Raw genomic sequence first — 20,507 nt, forward strand, 5'->3', positions numbered from 1 at the left:
TAGTTGGCAGTCAGAATGCTTCTTTGATCGTCATGCTGAACTTGATTCAGCATCCCATCATGCTTCGCAGATTCTGAATAGCAGGATGAGATTCCGTGTCAAGCACGGAATGACGTAACGAATTCGAGAAAATGTATCTCATATAGATACCTTTACTACGTTCTGGATTACGTTGGTAAGAAAATGCAATCAATATAGTATTAAATACTGATAGCTAAGCGCCTATAGTTAATAGCAAAAAAACCATAAACCAATTATAACAAAATGACCAAATTAAACTTAGTTGGAATAATTTTATTATTATTTTTTCCATTTTCTAGTAGTGCACAAGAAAATGATTCTTTATTAACCTTAGAGCGTATTTTTTCTTCTTCAGAATTTAGTAGTGATTACCAGCGTCCTATTTTCTGGATAGAAGATGGCGATGCTTTTGTAAGTATCGAAAAAGATAAAGCAGGTAATGATGAACTTATTCGTTACGAGAGTAAAAACTACAAATCAAGCACTTATTTAGCAGCCAATAATCTTAATATAAATGGTAAAAACCTGACAATAGAAGATTTTTCATTATCTCCCGATGCTAGCAAGGTTTTAATTTTTACAAACTCCAGCCGAGTTTGGCGATCGAATACCAAAGGTGATTTTTGGGTGTACGATTTTGATACGAAAAAACTAAAGCAATTAGGAAAAGATTTTCCATCTTCCTCGTTGATGTTTGCGAAATTTTCAGAAGATAATCAATTTGTGGCTTATGTGCACGATTTCAATATTTATAAAGAGAATTTTAAAACGGGAGAGCTTACTCAGCTAACCGAAGATGGAACAGGAGATATTATTAACGGAACGTTCGATTGGGTTTATGAAGAAGAATTTGGAATGCGCGATGGTTTTATGTGGAGTCCGGATGCTTCAAAAATTGCGTTTTGGCAATTAGATGCTTCAGAGATTGGCACATTCTACATGATCAACAATACCGACTCAGTCTATTCTGAACCGATTGCGCTGCAATATCCAAAAGCAGGATTCAATCCTTCTTCAGCAAAAGTTGGAATTGTAGATACAAAAACTTCCGAAGTAACATGGATACCGATGCCGGGCGATCCTGTTCAGCATTATTTACCGGCGATGCAATGGCTTAATGAAGATTTGGTGCTTATTCAGCAAATGAATAGAAAGCAAAACAAGCTCAATATTTTTACGTATAAACCTTCAACTTCAGCATTAAAAAAAGTGTATACCGAAACTGAAGAAACCTGGGTAGATTTGCGTTATCCGGATATTTCTTCGAACCAATGGGGAAATAACGATCAGCTAATTGTAGACAACGGGAAATCGTTTTTACGAATGACAGAAAATGATGGTTGGCGCCATATTTACAAAGTTAACCTGGAATCTGGCGAAAAAACATTGCTTACGCCAGGAGATTATGATGTAGCCACATATTACCAAACTGATGATAAGAATTTATATATTGTAGCTTCACCAGATAATGCTACGCAACGCTATTTATACAGGGTACCATTAGATGGAAATGGAAAACTAACCAAAGTTACTCCGCAACAATTTGAAGGCGTAAATACGTATGATGTTTCGCCTAATGGAAAATATGCTATCCATAAATTTACGAATGTTAGCACACCAAATACGGTGAATTTAGTTAATTTGCCCAAACATAAATCGGTTAAAAATTTAATTGATAATGAGCGTTTAAAAAACAAATTAAGTTCATTAGCCTTACCAGAAACGTCATTTTTTAAAGTCATGACTGAGAACGGAATCGAAATGGATGCTAGAATGACGAAGCCATTAAATTTTGATTCGGCTAAAAAATATCCGGTCCTTTTTCATGTTTATGGCGAACCGTGGGGTGTTGTCGCAACCGATCAATGGGTTGGTTTATACGAGCTATTCATGGCGCAACAGGGATTTGTAGTGATAAGTATTGACAATCGCGGAACACCAACTTTAAAAGGCAGTGATTGGCGAAAAAGTATTTACCAAAATATGGGCGTACTTAATACCAACGATCAGGCGGCGGCAGCTAAAAAAGTGCTTGCAACTTACGATTTTCTGGATGAAAAACGCGTGAATGTTTGGGGCTGGAGCGGCGGAGGCTCTATGACTCAGAATTTGTTGTTCAGATATCCTGAAGTTTATCAAACAGGAGTGGCTGTAGCCGGAGTTGCCAATCAGTTATTCTACGACAATATTTATCAGGAGCGTTATATGGGATTGCCGAGTGAAGATAAAGAAAAGTTTATTGAAGGTTCGCCGGTAACGTATGCTAAAAATCTGGAAGGAAATTTATTACTAATTCACGGAACCGGAGATGATAATGTGCATTATCAGAATATGGAATATTTGGTGAATGAGCTAATTCGAAATAACAAGCAATTCGATATGATGGCTTATCCTAACAGGGCGCATCATATTTACGAAGGAAAAAACACTTCGATTCACCTGTATACTTTGATTACTAATTATTTCTTGGAGCATAACGGATTGAAATAATATAGAAGATGAATATTAATCGGTTTGCTGCCTGTATTGTGTAGGCGTAATTCCTTTTAATTCTTTAAACTTTCGGTTAAAATTGGCGATATTCTGAAATCCACAAAGTTCAGAGATCGCCGATACCGATAAGTCCTGATCTTTATATAATAACTTGCAGGCGTGTTCTATCCTTATTTCAATTAAAAACTGAAAGAACGTTTTATTGGTTCTTTTCTTAAAATATCGGCAAAAAGCATTTTTACTCATAAAAGCAATATCTGCAATATCATCTAAAGAAATATTATCCTGAAAGTTATCCATAGCATATTGAAAAACATCATTCATTCGTTTTCCTTCATCCTCTGTATATTTTTTCTGGTAAACGAAAGAAGATAATGGTTGCCGCTCGGCATGCGTAAGTTCATTCAGTAGTAATAACAAAGTGGCAACTCTTTCAATTTTACTTTGTCGCTTAAGATTATTAAAAAGATGAAACTTTTTTTCATCAGCCTTAATTTTCATTCCGTATTCAGATTCATCAAAAAACTTCTGTATTCCACTAAGATCAGTAAGATTAAAGAATTCTTTTCCGAAGGACTTTTTGGTAAAAAAAAGCGTGTACATTATCGAATTTGGATGCGCCTCGGCATCGCTCCGAAAAACATGAGGAATATTTTCGCCTATAATCAGGATATCGTGCGGATGATATTCGTTTATACTGTCACCAACAATTAGGGAGCCGCTACCTTCCATAATATAGCTAATTTGTATCTCTTCGTGCTGGTGAAGTTTATCATAAAATATAATTTCATGATCTTCCTGATATACAAGGGCTTCTTTTTCGGGTTTTGGGATTTTAAACGGAAGGACTTTCATTAGTGTGAGTTTTTGTAAATATTATTAAAAAAAACCGAATTAGTCAATTTATATGATAATATCGTATCATGTTTAGATAATCAATACAAATTGAAAGCGATTTAATGCCCATATTTTTGTTAAAAAAATAAACACATGGCAATTAAATGGGAAGGGGTAATGCCCGCAGTAACCACTAAATTCACAAAAGAAGATGAACTGGATTTAGTAACCTTTGAAAAGAACATTAACGCACAACTGGAAGCAGGTGTAAACGGAATCATCTTAGGAGGAACTTTGGGTGAAGCTAGTACTCTTACACCGGCAGAAAAGGAAACGCTTGTAAAGAAAACTTTAGAAATTACAGCAGGACAGGTGCCGGTAATCATTAATATTGCCGAGCAGTCTACTAAAGAAGCAATCGAGGTCGCAAAAAATGCCGAAGCATGGGGAGCACAAGGATTAATGTTGTTACCACCAATGCGTTATAAAGCAACAGATCACGAAACCGTAGTGTATTTTAAAGAGATCGCAAAAAGCACTTCACTGCCAATTATGATCTACAACAATCCTGTAGATTACAAAATAGAAGTAACTATCGAGATGTTCGAAGAACTTTTAGCAGATTGTCCTACGATCGAAGCAGTAAAAGAATCTACTCGTGATATTAGTAATGTTACACGTTTAAAAAATAAGTTTGGTGATCGTATCAAGATCTTATGTGGTGTAGATACATTAGCATTAGAAAGTATGGTTGCTGGTGCAGATGGTTGGGTTGCTGGATTGGTAGCCGCTTATCCGGCAGAAACTGTGGCAATCTATAAATTAGTAAAAGCTGGTAATATTGAAGAAGCTTTAAGAATCTACAGATGGTTTATGCCATTATTAGAATTGGACATCTCTCCGCAATTAGTACAAAATATCAAGTTGGCTGAAGTTGCAACTGGTTTAGGAACCGAGTATGTAAGAGCACCAAGATTAGTATTACAGGGAGTAGAAAGAGAAAGAGTACAGGGAATTATTGATACTGCGATGGCTGTAAGGCCAGAATTAGTAGATTACAAATCTTTATAAATCAAGAAAACAGAAAGCATGATTACAGGAAAAAATTATATTGGTGAGGAGCTTTCCAGTAAAGGTGAGGTTACCTTTAAAACTTTTGATCCAAAAGAAAATAAAGAAACTGCCGCTATTTTTACTGAAGCAACAACACAGGAGGTGGATGCTGCTGTAGAAAAAGCGACAGCCGCTTTTAAAGTGTACAAACAAAAATCTGATGCTGAAAAAGCTAGATTTTTAGAAGCAATTGCTGATGAATTAGAGGCAAATGCTGAAGCCTTAAAAGAAATCTATAGAGCAGAATCTGGCTTGCCAGAAGGACGTTCTAATGGAGAATTTGCTAGAACTTGTAACCAGTTACGAGCTTTTGCCGAAATGCTTAAAGAAGGTAGCTGGGTAGAAGCGATTATTAGTAATCCTGAAGGAAAACCTGATATTAGAAGAATGCAAGTGCCTTTTGGTCCGGTAGCTGTTTTTGGCGCAAGTAATTTCCCATTTGCATTTTCTACAGCCGGTGGAGATACTGCCAGTGCATTAGCATCTGGTTCTCCGGTTATCGTAAAATCTCATCCTTTACATGCTGGTACAGGAGAATTGGTTGCTGAAGCGATCATTAAAGCCGCTAAGAAAACCGGAATGCCAGATGGTGTTTTCTCTAACTTAAACAGTAAAGGAATTGAAGTAGGTGAGTGGCTGGTAAAACATCCAAAAATAAAAGCGGTTGGATTTACCGGAAGTTATAAAGCAGGTACTGCACTGACTAAATTAGCTGCAGATCGTCCAGAGCCTATCCCGGTTTATGCAGAAATGGGTAGTATTAATCCTGTTTTGGCTTTACCATCTGCTTTAGAAGCTAAAGGAGATTTTTGGGCCGAGCAATATGCGGGTTCGATCACTGCTGGATGCGGACAATTTTGTACAAATCCCGGACTAATTTTAGGAATTGAGAGCGCTGCTTTAGATAGTTTTGTTGAAAAATTAGGGAAGAATTTATCGAATATTGCTCCTTCAGTGATGTTGAGTCCTGGCATTCAAAATCAATATGACGCTTCAAAATCTGAAGTTCTAGCACAAGAGGGTTATACCGAAGTTAGCAAATATGAGGGCGAAGTTGCGCCAAACTTTGGTAGACAGCAGGTAATCACCGTTTCTGGTGCTAATTTCCTTCAGAATAAAAACTTCCATAAAGAAGTATTTGGACCATTTTCAGTAGTGGTAAGATGTAAAGATAAAACCGAACTGGCCGAAGTGCTTCAGCAATTAGAAGGACAGCTAACCGGAACTGTATTAAACTCCGAGGAAGAAGAATTAAGTGAATTTGCAACGATTATCGACACCTTAACCGATACTGTTGGTCGAATTATCTATAACAGTGTACCCACAGGTGTAGAGGTTTGTGCGGCAATGACGCACGGCGGGCCATTCCCGGCAACTTCTAATGCTAAATTCACTTCTGTAGGATTAACAGCGGTACAACGATGGGTGCGCCCAGTTTCTTTCCAGGATTGGCCACAAGCATTGCTTCCGCAGGCACTAAAAGACGAAAATCCTTTAGGTATTTTACGTAATATCAATAATAAATACACAACAGATAGCTTATAAATTTTAATGGCAAGAAAAACTTTTTTTTGTGTTGATGCCCATACTTGTGGGAATCCGGTAAGAGTGGTTGCTGGTGGTGGCCCGTTTATCGAAGGAAAGAACATGAGTGAAAAGCGTCAAAATTTTATGCGGGAATACGATTGGATTCGTCGTGGTTTGATGTTCGAACCACGTGGCCATGATATGATGAGCGGAAGCATTTTGTTTCCGCCTTCAGATCCCCAAAATGACTGCGGAATTCTTTTTATAGAAACCAGTGGATGCTTGCCTATGTGCGGGCATGGAACGATTGGTACCGTAACGGTTGCGATTGAAGAAGGTTTGGTTTCTCCTAAAAATCCGGGAACGCTTAGGCTGGAAACTCCGGCGGGACTCGTAAAAGTGAGTTATGTTCAGGAAGGAAAAAAAGTGAAATCTGTTAAGATTGTAAATATCAAATCGTATTTAGCGAAAGAAGATATCAGTGTAGATAGCGATGTTCTTGGCGAATTAAAAGTTGATGTTGCTTACGGTGGTAATTTTTATGCTATTGTAGAAGTTCAGGAAAACTTTAAAGGTTTAGAACATTATCAGGCTAGTGAATTAATTACGTGGAGTAGGGAATTAAGAAGTAAATTAAACCAAGCACACGAATTTATTCATCCAGAAGATCCTACGATACATGGTTTAAGTCATATCCAATGGACAGGTGCAGTGATGGATGAAACTTCTACAGCGCGTAATGCTGTTTTTTATGGCGATAAGGCTATAGATCGTTCTCCTTGCGGTACAGGAACTTCAGCAAGAATGGCGCATTGGTATGCAAAAGGTAAGTTGAAAAAAGGCGATCTTTTTGTACACGAAAGTATTATTGGCAGTAAATTTATTGGAAGAATTGAAGAAGAAACAGAATTAGGCGGTAAAAAAGCCATTATTCCTAGCATAGAAGGTTGGGCAATGGTCACCGGTTATAATAATATCGTTATCGATGATGACGATCCTTATGCTCACGGATTTCAGGTACTTTAAAAATGTAGATTATGAAGAGAGTTGCAATTATTGGTGGTGGAATTACTGGTTTATGCTCGGCTTATTACTTGGTAAAAGCCGGCCACGATGTTACCATAGTAGATAAAGGTAATATTACAGATGGCGCTTCTTTTATTAACGCCGGTTATGTGACTCCCAGTCATTTTGTACCCATTGCAGAACCTGGAATGATTAATCAGGGAATTAAGTGGATGTTCAATAATTCTAGTCCGTTTTATATAAAACCGCGTTGGGATATGGATTTCTTCAGGTGGTCCTGGTATTTCAAGAAATCTTCAACTAAACAAAAAGTAGCGAAAGCTATCCCTGTACTTAAGGAATTAAATGAAAAAAGTAGAGACCTTTATGCTGAGATGTTAGCATCTTTAGATTTTGATTTTCACATGGAGCGTAAAGGTCTTCTTATGGTTTATAAAAGTGCGAAGAACGAAGAGCACGAAGCCAAACTTGCTGAAAAAGGAAAAGAATTAGGTCTGGATGTTAGTGTTTTGGAAAAAAAGGCATTGCATGATCTGGAACCTCAGTTTAGCGAAGATGTTCTTGGCGGCGTTCATTATGAATGTGATGCGCATAGCACTCCGAATCTATTTATGAAAAACCTAAAAAAATGGTTAGAAGATAAAGGAGTAAATTTTGTTTTAGAGGAAACGGTTACCGGTTTAGAAGTAGATAGAAAAACGATTAAAGCTATTTCTACGGAAAAAAATACGATCGAAGCAGATGAATTTATTCTGGCGGCCGGAAGTTGGACATTTTCTCTTGCCAAAAAATTAGGTCTTAATATTCCTATCCAGCCCGGTAAAGGCTATAGCATGAATATTACTAGGGAGACCAATATTACTTTGCCGGCTATTCTTACTGAAGCTAAAGTAGCGGTAACCCCAATGCAAGATTTTACTAGGTTTGCTGGAACTATGGAATTATCTGGCGATAACAATACTATTTTACCAAACAGGGTTGAAGCAATTGCGAAAGCGGCTTCCAATTATTACTCGGGTTTTACATTAACTGCTGAAGAAAAACAATCGGCCACGAGTGGATTACGACCGGTTTCACCAGATGGTTTACCGTTTATTGGTAAATCTTCAAAATTCAAAAACCTTAGCGTTGCAGCCGGACATGCGATGATGGGATGGAGTCTTGGCCCAATTACCGGAAAATTAATTTCAGAAATTGTTGATGCCAATCATACTTCAGTATTATTAGAGCCATTTGATTTAGAGCGTTTCTGAATTAAACTACGCTAATATTCATAAAAATCAGCCAACTTGGCTGATTTTTTTTATTTAATAAATAGTATTTACTAAATAATTTAATATGTATGTATACTTTGTTAATATAGTATCATTTTATGATAACTTTATCTTAAAAAATAACTAAGTCTAGTTGTAGTTTTACATTATCATTATTGAAATTTATTTTGATAATAGATGATTTAAATTCATCAAAAAACATTAAAACTAGTGTGTATGTTTAAAAAAAGACAATTTTATTTAAAAGATAGTTTAAACCCTAAAATATCGGTTTTATCACTATTCTTAATGCTTATAATTTCACAAACTTTATTTGCTCAATTATCAGTAAACGGGATTGTAAAGGATGAAAAAGGATTACCGATACCTGGTGTATCTATTAAAGAAAAAGATACGAATAATGGTACTGTCACTAATTTTGATGGTGAATTTACTTTAAATACAACATCGGATGATGCTATTCTTGTTTTTAGTTTTATAGGATATGCAAAAAAAGAAGTTAGTGTCACTAAAACTGAATCTAGACTAGAAGTTACTTTAAAAGAAGATCTACAATCACTTAATGAAGTTGTTGTAATTGGTTATGGAAAACAAGATAAAAGCCAGGTGACCAGTGCAGTTGCTAGTGTTTCTGAAAAAGATTTTAATCCTGGAAAAATACAAGATGCGGCTGAGCTTGTTAAAGGGAAAGTTGCAGGTTTAGTAGTGAGCAATAGCTCTGGAAATCCAAATAATGAATCGAATATTATGTTACGGGGGGTAACTACATTAAATGGTAGTACAAGTCCACTTATCCTCATAGATGGAGTTCCTGGAGATTTAACAATGGTTGCTCCAGAAAATATATCTTCAGTAGACGTGCTTAAAGACGCTAGTGCCGCAGCTATTTACGGAACTCGCGGTGCAAATGGAGTAATTCTTATTACCACAAAATCCGGTACTTTCGACCGTAAAACAAGTATAGTTTATGATGGTTTTGTATCGGTATCCGATTTTTATAAAGAAGCTGATTTTATGACTCCGGAAGATATTCGTAACGGATTAACTTCTTATAGTGATGGAGGCTTTGAAACAGATTGGTTGGATAAGATTTCACAAACAGGATTTATGCATAATCATGCTTTAACTATTAATGGAGGATCAGAGCTTACATCTTATTCAGGGAACATTTCCTATCGATATGAAGAAGGAACAATTAAAAAATCGAATAACGATCAATTACGATTACAGCTTAATTTAGAACAATATCTTTTGAAAGATATTTTAAAAGTCGGGTTTAAAATCTTTTCTGAGCAGCGTAAAAGAACCCCTAATAATATTGAGGATACCGGAATAAGTAATGTTTATCGTCAAGCAATTATTCGTAATCCAACTTCACCTATATATGATGAAAATGGCGATTATTTTGAAGAATTTGGGCGGTACCAATATTTCAATCCTGTAGCGATGAATAACGAGTTAATTGGAGATCGTGAATTACGCAGAACCAATATTACTGGTAATGTTACTTTCGAACCTATAAAAGACTGGGTAACTAATCTTCTAATCGCAAAAAACTTAGCGGCCACCGATATTTCTACCTATAGTACTTCCAGATATTATTCATCTAAAACCACCGGATTTAGTGGTAGTGCTTATAAAAGTTATGAGAAAAAAGAAGATAAATTTTTGGAACTTACTACCAATTACGAATTCGATATTAATACTAGTCATCGTTTTAGTGCATTAGCAGGATATAGTTACAGTTATTTTAGTAGGAGTAACTTTTATGCCAGCAATTCAGATTTTCCTACAGATGGCTATCTCTATAATAATATAGGAGTTGGTTCTAGGCTGAATGAAGGTAATGCCGGAATGGGTAGTGGAAAAATTGACTCTCGTTTAATAGGTTTTTTTGGAAGAATTCAATATGGATACGACAATCGATTTAATTTGCTTGCGAGTATTCGTAGAGAAGGTTCATCCCAATTTGGTGATAATCACAAATGGGGGCTTTTTCCATCAGTATCTGCGGGCTGGACACTTAGTAATGAAGAATTCTTAGCTTCTGCCAACTGGATGAATAATTTAAAGATTAGAGCAGGTTATGGGGTAACTGGGCAACGACCTAATGATAATTATCTTTCTCTAACAACTTATAATTATGATAGTGATTACGGAAATTTTGTAAATGAAAATGGTGAATGGGTTGCTGGTTTAATGGTCACCCAAAATCCTAATCCAGATTTAAAATGGGAACGAACTTCAGAAATTAACTTAGGGCTTGATTTTTCTTTCTTGAACAATCGTTTAAGTGGTTCTTTAGATATGTATAGAAAGGATACCGATGATTTATTATATTCATATAATGTGCCCTTACCCCCAAATATTTACGCACAAACATTAGCGAATGTTGGTTCAATTAGAAATCAAGGATTTGAACTTATGATTAATGCGCTTCCTGTAACCAACGATGATTTTTCTTGGGAAACCACAGTTACAATAACGCATAATGATAATGAACTTTTAAGCTTATCAAATGATTTATATGAAACAGAGGATTATTTAGATGTTGCTTACGCAGGGGATCCGGTGAATGTTCCTACACATCGAGTTGAGGTAGGCCAGGCAATAGGAAATTTTTGGGGATTAAAATCTGTTGGAGTAACAGAGAATGGATTATTCTTGGTAGAAGACCCAAATACCGGTGAAGCTATACCGTATTCCACAAGTTTGAATACAAACGAATATCGCCAGTATCTTGGTAATGGATTCCCAACCGTTTATATGGGATGGACTAATACTTTTAGGTATAAAAATTTCGATTTAACCGCATTAATTAGTGGGCAATTTGGTTTCGATATTTTAAATACGCAACGCATGTTTTACGAAAATAACTCGATCCAATATAATCGTTTAAAATCTGCTGCAGACCCAGTTTATGGAGAACGTCCATTATCTGGAGCTCAAGCTCAGGCTTTTGTAAGTCATTATTTAGAGAAAGGAGATTTTGTGAAATTGGATAATATCACGCTGGGCTATAATTTCAAAATTGAAAAAATATCAAATTATATTTCGAATATTCGCCTATACTGTTCTGCTAAAAACTTTTTAACAATTACAGATTATAGCGGAATGGATCCTGAATTGGATAATAGAGATTTTTATGCTGCCGGGAATGACTTTAGGGATAAATACCCTACAATCAAATCGTTCACAATAGGTACCAAATTAAACTTCTAAAAAAGACATCATGAATATATTCAAACATAAATTAATAAAGTTAACAGGTGTAGCTGTTTTTTTCTTGGCATCATTTTCCTGTACAGATCTTTCTGAAGATACCCATAGTATTTTAACTAACGAGGATATCGATTTTAATAACGAACAGGATATTTCTAGATTAACGGGATATGTATATAATCATTTACGCTATACATATTGGGAGTGGAATGGACTATTCGATATTCAGGAAGAGTCTTCAGACTTAATTATGACACCTTTACGTATAGGAGTAGGTTGGGGGGATCTTTATATTTCGATGCATAAACATGATTTCAATTCCAATATAGGTCACTTAAGTACAATTTGGGATAATGCTTATTCAGGTATTGGTTATTCGAATACAATTTTGGATCTTCCAGAAATTCAAGAAAATCCATTACAAAGTGCCCGACTTCGAACTATGCGTGCATTGTACTATTATATTTTGTTCGATTTGTTTAGAAATGTTCCCTTAGAAACGACCCAGCTGGTAGAAAGTGGTTATCTGCCAGAGCAAGCCAGTCCAGAAGAAGTTTTTGATTTTGTAGTATCAGAGCTTAATGCTGTGAAAGAAGATTTGGGAACGGAAAAAATTTATGGATATCCTAATAAATATGCAGCTGAAATGATTCTGGCAAAAATGTATTTAAATCATAATGCGTGGTTTAACGATTATGATAATACTGAATACTTTGAACTCGCTTTAGTACAGGTAAATGATATAATAAATAACGGAGGGTATTCTTTATCAGCTAATTATAAAGACAATTTTAAAGCTAGTTTAGCAGGAAATAACGAGATTATTTTTGCCATTCCACTAGATTACACCTATGCTAATGCAAATTATCTTGTAAATAAAGCACTTACCAGCGAAGGAGCTAAAGCTTTTGGCTACGATGGTGCACCATGGAATGGTAGCTGTGCAATACCTCAGTTTATAGATACTTATCATGAAAATGATTCCCGCTTAGATGATACTTGGGCTTATGGCCAACAATATGATTATTATAGTGGAGAGCCTTTAAAAATGAATGCTGATGATCAAGGAGAAGTAAATCTAGTGTATACAAAAAAAGTTCATTCTATAGATAATCCAGGAGCTTATATGATGGAAGGTTATCGTTTTGTAAAAAATGAAATTGTACCGGGTGTCGATGGAACTTATGGTGATGATGTACCATTCTTTAGGCTGTCTGATGCTATGTTTATAAAAGCAGAGTGTTTATTAAGATTAAATAGAGATCAGTCTGAAGCGGCACGTTTGGTTAGTGAAGTACGTGCTCGTGCTTTTGAAGACCAAAATGAGGCTATTCGAACTGTGCAAGATTTAACTGGAGGTAGTGTTTATGATTACGGACATAGAGAATATACTAGTGAAGGTGCAACCAATTACAATGATTTAGTAGCTACTTATGAAGGTGGTACCGATATAGAATTAGGTGGCTTACTAGATGATTTAGCTTGGGAATTTGTTGGAGAACATCATCGAAGACAAGATCTTATAAGATTTAGGCTATCAGGATCTAATACTAATGTTTATAACGGAAAGTCTTGGTTCTGTAAAGATGCCGAACCAGGGGCAGATTATAAAAATGTCTTCCCAATTTTTCAAACTTTTTTAGATGCTAACCCAAACCTGCAACAAAACCCGGGATATTAAAAAATTAGCCTTTATTAATTTGTTTAGTTTTAAACCAGCAAAGTGTATCTCCACTTTGTTGGTTTCTCTATTATCTGTCAATCATGATATAATAATTATTATTTAATGACCTAAATTATAGTATAAAGTCAATATTGTATTATAAACAGCTACTATTGGTCGAAGTTTTTATAATTACTTCTTATATATTTAAAACATGAGAATATTTGAAACAAAATATATATCCTTTTTTTTGTTTGCAATTGTAGTGCAGCAACTATTCGCACAGGGAACGGTAGAAGATTATAAAAGAGCAGAATCTCTTGATACTCTTTTTGGAAATAAAGTTTTTAATACGCCAAACAGCTTTAACTGGTTAAACGACAAAGAGTTTTGGTATAAAAATAACACAAAAACAGGTAGTGAATATGTTTTTGTAAATGCTGAAACACAAGAGCAAAAATCAGCTTTTGATCATCAAAAATTAGCAGCAGCACTTTCAGAAAAATTAGATAAGGAAATTGAAAGTTTTAAAATCGATATTTCTAATCTAAAATTCGATGACAATAAATCGAATTTAGAATTTGAGCTAGATACCATAAAATATAATATAGATCTTGCAGGTTACGAGATTAGTGTTGTCGAAAATGTTCCTAGTAAAAAAAGGGACAGAGGATACTGGGGGAGAAGAGGAAATGAAAGGGAAGGCGATCCTGTGCCATCGCCAGATAAAAAACATACCGCATTTATAAAGAATTCTAATCTTTATATAAAAGATAATAAAACAAAAGTAGAAACACAATTAAGTTTCGACGGTACAAAAGGTTTCTTTTATGCTGCAAATATTATCTGGTCACCAGATAGCGAAAAAATTATAGCTTATAAAGTTAGACCAGGCGAAAAGCATGATATCTATTTTGTAGAATCTAGCCCAGACGATCAGCTTCAACCAAAATTACATACCAGAGATTACACAAAACCGGGAGATGAGCTGGATTTTAAGAGTCCGCAACTTTTTGATGTGGCTTCTCAAAAGCATATTCCGGTATCTACAGATCTTTTTAATGCTCAGTTCTCGTTATATAATTATCAATGGAAAGACGACAGTTCTTCGTTTACATTCGAGTTCAATCAGCGTGGTCACCAGGCATACCGAATAATTAAAGTTGACGCAAAAACAGGAAAGACTACAGCTATAATCGATGAAACCAGCCCTACTTTTATTGATTATAGTGGTAAAAAATATCGCCATGATGTAAAGGGAAAAGATGAAATTATCTGGGCTTCAGAACGTGACGGATACAATCACCTCTATCTTTACGATAGTAACACCGGAAAAGTTAAGAATCAAATAACTTCAGGAAATTGGCCGATTAGAGAAGTTGTAGAAGTTGATGACGAAAATCGTCAAATTTACTTCACGGCCAGCGGTTTGGATAAAGGGCAGGATCCTTATTTGATCCATTATTGCCGAATTGATTTCGACGGAAAGAATTTCACTCGTTTTACTTCTGAAAACGGAAACCATAAAGTGACTTTTTCTCCGGATAAAGAATATTACGTAGATCAATATTCCAGAGTTGATATGCCGGCGGTAACGGTTCTGAAAAAAACAGGTAAGAAAAAGCCAATCTTAACTTTAGAAGAAGCAGATATTACAGAATTAGAGAAAACAGGGTGGAAACAACCTGAAGTTTTTACCGCAAAGGGTAGAGATGACGAGACAGATATTTGGGGAATTATCGTAAGACCTACCAATTTTGATCCTTCAAAAACATATCCGATCATCGAATATATTTATGCAGGTCCACACGATTCATTTGTTCCGAAGGAATTCAGTAGTTATTATTGGGCGCTAAGCTCTTTAGCTGAGCTTGGATTTATCGTGGTACAAATCGATGGAATGGGAACTTCTAACCGATCTAAAGCCTTTCACGATGTATGTTGGCAGAATTTAAAAGATGCCGGCTTCCCAGATCGTAAACTTTGGATCACTGCTGCGGCTGAAAAATATCCTTATATGAATGCCGATAAAGTAGGGATTCGTGGTACTTCTGCCGGTGGGCAAAGTGCTGGTGCTGCTTTGGTTTTTAATTCAGATTTTTATGATGTTGCCGTCGCTTCTTGTGGTTGTCACGATAATCGAATGGATAAGATCTGGTGGAACGAACAATGGATGGGATATCCAATAGGGCCACATTATGCGGCGAATTCGAATATCGAAAATGCTGCCCAATTACAGGGGAATTTAATGCTTATCGTTGGGGAACTAGATGATAATGTAGATCCTGCATCGACTATGCAATTTGCAGATGCCTTGATAAAAGCCAATAAAGATTTTGATTTGGTGGTTTTACCGGGAGAGAATCATACTTCTGGTGGCGTTTTTGGCGAACGTAAACGGAGAGACTTTTTCGTGAAGCATTTATTAGAGGTAGATCCACCATCATGGGATAAGGTTTACAACTAATGCACTAATAATCGTAGAAACAAGCTTAATTTTTTATAACGAAAGATTTATAATATGAAATTGCACAAAATTATCACCTGTTTTATTTGCGTTATGATCGCAGGATTAGTTGAAGTCCGCGCTCAAGGCGATCAAATTCTTGACGGAATTGGAGAAACAGGTTTAATTGCACGCTATGTTTTTGATAAGGATGCCAAAGACTGGTCTCGTAATAATCTGCATGCAACAATTAAAGGTGATGCCAAATTTGTAAAAGACGAGTTATTTAAAAATGTGCTATCTCTCTCAGGAAAAGCCTATATTTCATTACCAGCTTCCGCATTAAGCAATGTAGAGTCGGTTAGTATGGCGGGATGGATCAAGTTGAATTCAACAGATTCCAATCAAATTCTTTTCGACTTCGGAAAAAATAAAAATACACACGCCTATTTAGCGCCCTTTGGAAATGGAGAAACTAAAGATTTTACGGCGGAAGTTGCTAAAGATTCAAGCAAAAAATACACATTATCGAGTTCAGTAGCTGAAGTTTCAAAAGATCGCTGGTCGCATTTGGTATTGGTGATCGATGTTCCATCAAAAGCTATAAAAACTTATATCAACGGCGTTCAGGTAAATTCAGAAGAAGAAATCGACTTGGAATTGTCTGATGTTTTTAATGTAGAATCTGGCGAAGAAAACAAATTATATATTGGTCGATCTATTGCTGAAGACAAGCCTGCTTTAGATGCCAGTATTCATGATTTTAGAATTTATAGAATAGGTCTTACCGATAATCAGGTTAAAGGAATTTTTCAAAATGCCTTAAAAAAACGTGATGGTGTGGTAAACGAGCGTAAAGAACCTCATGATAACCTTCCAGTGTTTTCAGCAACTACACCACAACTATACAACGAGTTTTTAACTTCCGTAGAGGATATTGAAGTACAAACCGCAGTAGGCGTTTTACCAAGACTACCAAGAACACTAGAAGGAACTTATAAAAATGGCCTAAAAGGACCAAAAGTAAAAGTAACCTGGCCAGCACCAACAGATAATAGTGAAGTTTTAAAAACCGGAACCTATACCGTAACTGGAAGCGTAGCCGGAACAGATTTAAAACCAAAAGCTACCGTTAATGTAGTGCAAACCATTGCTGCTGAAAAACCATCTAGAGCCTTAGAAGCTTTTGGTTTAGACGCGGTAAGTTTAGATGCCAATGCGAATGGCCAAAACACAAAATTCATTGAAAATCGTGATAAATTTATAAATACCCTTGCTGAGACCGATCCCGATTCATTCTTATACATGTTCAGAAATGCATTTGGACAAGAGCAACCGGCGGGAGCAAAACCTCTTGGCGTTTGGGATACGCAGGAAACGAAATTACGCGGCCATGCTTCTGGTCACTATTTAACGGCAATTGCACAAGCTTACGCAAGCACAGGTTACGATAAGAAATTGCAGCAAAACTTTGCTGATAAAATGGCGTATATGGTAAATACTTTATACGATTTATCGCAAATGTCTGGAAAAGCTACTGAACAAGGAGGTGAATTTAATGCCGATCCAACAACAGTTCCTGTTGGGCCGGGAAAAGAAATTTACAGCTCCGATCTTAGTGAAGAAGGTATTCGCACCGACTACTGGAACTGGGGAGAAGGATTTATTAGTGCATATCCACCAGACCAGTTTATTATGCTTGAAAACGGAGCAGTTTATGGTACAGAAGAAACAAAAATCTGGGCGCCGTATTATACGCTTCATAAGATCCTTGCCGGATTAATGGATATCTACGAAGTAAGCGGAAATGAAAAAGCTTTAACTATTGCAGAAGGAATGGGAGATTGGGTATATGCTCGTTTAAGCCAATTACCTACAGAAACCCTTATTAGCATGTGGAATCGGTATATCGCTGGTGAGTTTGGTGGTATGAATGAAGCTATGGCACGTTTGTACCGAATTACAGGCAAAGATTCTTATTTAGAAACCGCCCGACTTTTTGATAATATCAAAGTATTTTTTGGAGATGCCAATCATTCTCATGGTTTAGCCAAAAATGTAGATACGTTTAGAGGATTACACGCCAATCAACATATTCCACAAATTGTTGGCGCTTTAGAAATGTATCGGGATTCTGATAAACCGGAATATTTTAATGTGGCCGATAATTTTTGGGTTAAAGCGACAAACGATTATATGTATAGTATTGGCGGAGTTGCCGGAGCCAGAAATCCTGCAAATGCCGAATGTTTTATAGCACAACCGGGCACTTTATACGAAAATGGTTTATCTGCAGGTGGGCAAAACGAAACCTGTGCGACTTACAATATGCTAAAACTTACTCGTGATTTATTTCTTTACGAGCAACGCCCGGAACTTATGGATTATTACGAGCGCGGATTGTATAATCATATTTTAGCTTCCGTAGCTGAAGATTCTCCGGCAAATACTTATCATGTTCCGTTGCGCCCAGGTTCCAAAAAAAGTTTTGGAAACCCAAATATGACCGGTTTTACATGTTGTAACGGTACCGCTTTAGAGAGCAGTACAAAACTTCAGAATTCGATCTATTTTAAAGGAGCAGATAACAAATCTTTATACGTAAATCTATATGTGCCATCGACCTTGCATTGGCATGAGCAAAAAGTAAAAGTGACACAGGAAACTAATTTCCCTAAAGAAGATCATACCAAATTAACGATTAACGGTAATGGGAAATTCGATCTTAAATTACGTGTACCAGGTTGGGCTACCAAAGGATTTGTCGTTAAAATCAATGGTAAAGAAGAAAGCGTAGAAGCTACACCGGGAACTTATGTAACAATAAGTAGAAAGTGGAAAGATGGTGATACGGTAGCATTAAAAATGCCTTTTGGTTTCCATTTAGATCCTGTGATGGATCAGCAAAATATTGCAAGTTTATTTTATGGACCTGTTTTATTAGCCGCTCAGGAAGACGAACCAAGAACTGAATGGCGTAAAGTAAATTTTGATGCTGAAAATATTGGAGGTTCAATTAAAGGAAATCCAGAAGAACTTACTTTCGAGATCGACGGCGTGATTTACAAACCATTTTATGATACCTACGGAAGACATTCTGTATATCTGGATGTAGATCTTGATTAATGCTTTTATTAGAATTCTAAATTTTCAAATCTAATATCCTATTATGAAGAAATTATTAAGTTGTCTTTTCGTATTTATAAGCTTTTCCAGTAGCATTTATGCTAATGAAATGATCGATGTAATTAACACCTTTAGAGCTGATAAATTTGCGTTAAGACGTACTTATACCATGCGTGAATCTAAAGAATACTACGAGCGTTACAATCAATTTTATACAGCATGGGAAGCCAAACTAAAGGATATTGATTTTAATGGATTATCGAAAGATGGAAAAGCAGATTATGTGCTGTTAAGAAACCTTATCGAAAAAGAAGAATATCTGCTTAATCAGGATTACGAGGCTTTTAAAGAAGTTGCTTCAGTAGTAGATTTTGCAGATAATTTGTACTCTTTTATTCAGCAAAGAAGAAGAGGAACTCAGCCAGATGCAAAAGCTTTGGCGATGGCTTTTAATGATGCTGAAAAAAACATTTCAGAAAAAATAAAAGCGCTTAAAAACAACGAATTTGAGGATTGGTTGAAGGCTGAAAAAGCTGCAGCGATCATTTCGTCACTTCAACGTGGTTTAGTAGAAGCTTATAAGTTCTATTATGATTACGATCCAGATTTTACCTGGTGGATGAAGACGCCGTATGCTTCTTTAGATCAAAAATTGAAGGAATATGCTGAATTTCTTAGTCAAAACTATTCAAAAGATAGTCAGAAAGACGATGGAAGCGGAATCATAGGGAAACCAGTGGGAAGAAAAACACTCATCAAAAATCTCGAATATGAGTTTATTCCGTACACGCCTGAAGAATTAATCGAAACTGCGGAGAAACAATTTGACTGGTGTAAAGCTGAAATGATTAAAGCTGCTAACGAAATGGGCTATGGAGACGATTGGAAAGCGGCTTTAGAGCATGTGAAAAATACCTATGTAGCACCGGGAATGCAACCGGAAACCATTAATGAATTATATGAGCATTCAGTAGATTTTATTGAAGAACGCGATCTAATTACCATCCCAGAGTTGGCAAAAGAAACTTGGGGAATGATTATGATGACGCCAGAAAGACAAAAAGTGAATCCGTTTTTTACCGGTGGCTGGGAAATTAGTATTTCGTATCCAACTGAAGGAATGGAGCACGAAGATAAATTAATGAGTATGCGTGGTAACAATCCAAACTTCTCATTTCCTACCGTGCAACACGAATTACACCCGGGGCATAATCTTCAATTTTATATGAACCAGCGAAACAAACCTTATCGTAGTTCGTTTGATACTCCGTTTTGGATGGAAGGTTGGGCTTTATATTGGGAGATTAATTTGTGGAATAAAGATTTTCCAAGAACGCCTGAAGAAAAAATGGGAATGCTTTTTTGGAGAATTCACCGTTGTGCGCGAATCATTTTCTCATTAAAATATCAGTTAGGAGAATGGACTCCGCAACAATGTATAGACATGTTAGTAAAAGAAGTAGGGCACGAGTATGCTAATGCCGAGGCTGAAGTTCGCCGATCTTTTGCAACCTCGTACACACCGCCATTATATCAATTAGCCTATATGATTGGTGGACTTCAGTTTTATGCGCTACGTAATGAACTTTTAGAAATGGGATGGACAGAAAAGCAATTTCATGATCGTGTGATGCAAGAAAATATAATGCCGGTTGCTGTACTTCGCTTACTGTTGGAGGATAAAAAAATACCAAAAGATTATAAAGCAAGTTGGGAATTCTCAACCGATTTTAACTAAGCCGAAACATCTAACCATACC

General features: G+C 36.2%; 11 protein-coding genes. 10 read left to right on the top strand and 1 reads right to left on the bottom strand.

Annotated elements, in window-relative coordinates; translation table 11 throughout:
• Window positions 1–264: 264 nt before the first annotated feature.
• A complete protein-coding gene (locus tag PBT89_RS07925) occupies window positions 265–2,511 on the top strand; it encodes a S9 family peptidase (protein WP_270064170.1) in 2,247 nt (748 codons plus the stop codon).
• Window positions 2,512–2,526: 15 nt separating this feature from the next.
• Here the strand turns inward: PBT89_RS07925 and PBT89_RS07930 are convergent, their stop codons facing one another.
• Window positions 2,527–3,369 carry a helix-turn-helix domain-containing protein gene (locus PBT89_RS07930; RefSeq protein ID WP_270064171.1) on the bottom strand — a complete coding sequence of 281 codons (843 nt, stop codon included), beginning with the start codon at window positions 3,367–3,369 and terminating at the stop codon, window positions 2,527–2,529.
• Between the two features lie 135 nt (window positions 3,370–3,504).
• On the opposite strand from PBT89_RS07930, the gene PBT89_RS07935 reads away from it, so the two are divergent.
• From PBT89_RS07935 to PBT89_RS07975, 9 genes are all read left to right on the top strand, one after another.
• Window positions 3,505–4,422 carry a dihydrodipicolinate synthase family protein gene (locus tag PBT89_RS07935; protein WP_270064172.1) on the top strand — a complete coding sequence of 306 codons (918 nt, stop codon included), beginning with the start codon at window positions 3,505–3,507 and terminating at the stop codon, window positions 4,420–4,422.
• Window positions 4,423–4,440: 18 nt separating this feature from the next.
• The gene (locus PBT89_RS07940; protein WP_270064173.1) at window positions 4,441–6,009 is read left to right on the top strand and encodes an aldehyde dehydrogenase (NADP(+)); all 1,569 of its coding nucleotides are present in this window, start codon (window positions 4,441–4,443) and stop codon (window positions 6,007–6,009) included.
• A 6-nt stretch (window positions 6,010–6,015) separates the two neighbouring features.
• Complete coding sequence (locus PBT89_RS07945) at window positions 6,016–7,017, top strand: 4-hydroxyproline epimerase (protein ID WP_270064174.1); 1,002 nt, start codon at window positions 6,016–6,018, stop codon at window positions 7,015–7,017.
• 11 nt (window positions 7,018–7,028) lie between these two features.
• The gene (locus PBT89_RS07950) at window positions 7,029–8,270 is read left to right on the top strand and encodes an NAD(P)/FAD-dependent oxidoreductase (RefSeq protein ID WP_270064175.1); all 1,242 of its coding nucleotides are present in this window, start codon (window positions 7,029–7,031) and stop codon (window positions 8,268–8,270) included.
• Between the two features lie 237 nt (window positions 8,271–8,507).
• A complete protein-coding gene (locus tag PBT89_RS07955) occupies window positions 8,508–11,513 on the top strand; it encodes a SusC/RagA family TonB-linked outer membrane protein (RefSeq protein ID WP_270064176.1) in 3,006 nt (1,001 codons plus the stop codon).
• A 10-nt stretch (window positions 11,514–11,523) separates the two neighbouring features.
• The gene (locus PBT89_RS07960) at window positions 11,524–13,194 is read left to right on the top strand and encodes a RagB/SusD family nutrient uptake outer membrane protein (RefSeq protein ID WP_270064177.1); all 1,671 of its coding nucleotides are present in this window, start codon (window positions 11,524–11,526) and stop codon (window positions 13,192–13,194) included.
• Between the two features lie 232 nt (window positions 13,195–13,426).
• Window positions 13,427–15,643 carry a S9 family peptidase gene (locus tag PBT89_RS07965; protein WP_270064178.1) on the top strand — a complete coding sequence of 739 codons (2,217 nt, stop codon included), beginning with the start codon at window positions 13,427–13,429 and terminating at the stop codon, window positions 15,641–15,643.
• Between the two features lie 54 nt (window positions 15,644–15,697).
• Window positions 15,698–18,748, top strand: a complete 3,051-nt coding sequence (locus PBT89_RS07970) for a beta-L-arabinofuranosidase domain-containing protein (RefSeq protein WP_270064179.1) — start codon at window positions 15,698–15,700, stop codon at window positions 18,746–18,748.
• Window positions 18,749–18,791: 43 nt separating this feature from the next.
• Window positions 18,792–20,486 carry a DUF885 family protein gene (locus tag PBT89_RS07975; RefSeq protein ID WP_270064180.1) on the top strand — a complete coding sequence of 565 codons (1,695 nt, stop codon included), beginning with the start codon at window positions 18,792–18,794 and terminating at the stop codon, window positions 20,484–20,486.
• Window positions 20,487–20,507: the final 21 nt, after the last annotated feature.

This window comes from Zunongwangia sp. HRR-M8 (genome assembly GCF_027594405.1).
Classification (GTDB): Bacteria; Bacteroidota; Bacteroidia; order Flavobacteriales; family Flavobacteriaceae; genus Zunongwangia.

Bases quoted from the DNA above. Each gene is read 5' to 3' on its own strand.
- PBT89_RS07925 (WP_270064170.1), top strand. From the start codon at position 265: ATGACCAAATTAAACTTAGTTGGAATAATTTTATTATTATTTTTTCCA.
- PBT89_RS07930 (WP_270064171.1), bottom strand. From the start codon at position 3,369: ATGAAAGTCCTTCCGTTTAAAATCCCAAAACCCGAAAAAGAAGCCCTT.
- PBT89_RS07935 (WP_270064172.1), top strand. From the start codon at position 3,505: ATGGCAATTAAATGGGAAGGGGTAATGCCCGCAGTAACCACTAAATTC.
- PBT89_RS07940 (WP_270064173.1), top strand. From the start codon at position 4,441: ATGATTACAGGAAAAAATTATATTGGTGAGGAGCTTTCCAGTAAAGGT.
- PBT89_RS07945 (WP_270064174.1), top strand. From the start codon at position 6,016: ATGGCAAGAAAAACTTTTTTTTGTGTTGATGCCCATACTTGTGGGAAT.
- PBT89_RS07950 (WP_270064175.1), top strand. From the start codon at position 7,029: ATGAAGAGAGTTGCAATTATTGGTGGTGGAATTACTGGTTTATGCTCG.
- PBT89_RS07955 (WP_270064176.1), top strand. From the start codon at position 8,508: ATGTTTAAAAAAAGACAATTTTATTTAAAAGATAGTTTAAACCCTAAA.
- PBT89_RS07960 (WP_270064177.1), top strand. From the start codon at position 11,524: ATGAATATATTCAAACATAAATTAATAAAGTTAACAGGTGTAGCTGTT.
- PBT89_RS07970 (WP_270064179.1), top strand. From the start codon at position 15,698: ATGAAATTGCACAAAATTATCACCTGTTTTATTTGCGTTATGATCGCA.
- PBT89_RS07975 (WP_270064180.1), top strand. From the start codon at position 18,792: ATGAAGAAATTATTAAGTTGTCTTTTCGTATTTATAAGCTTTTCCAGT.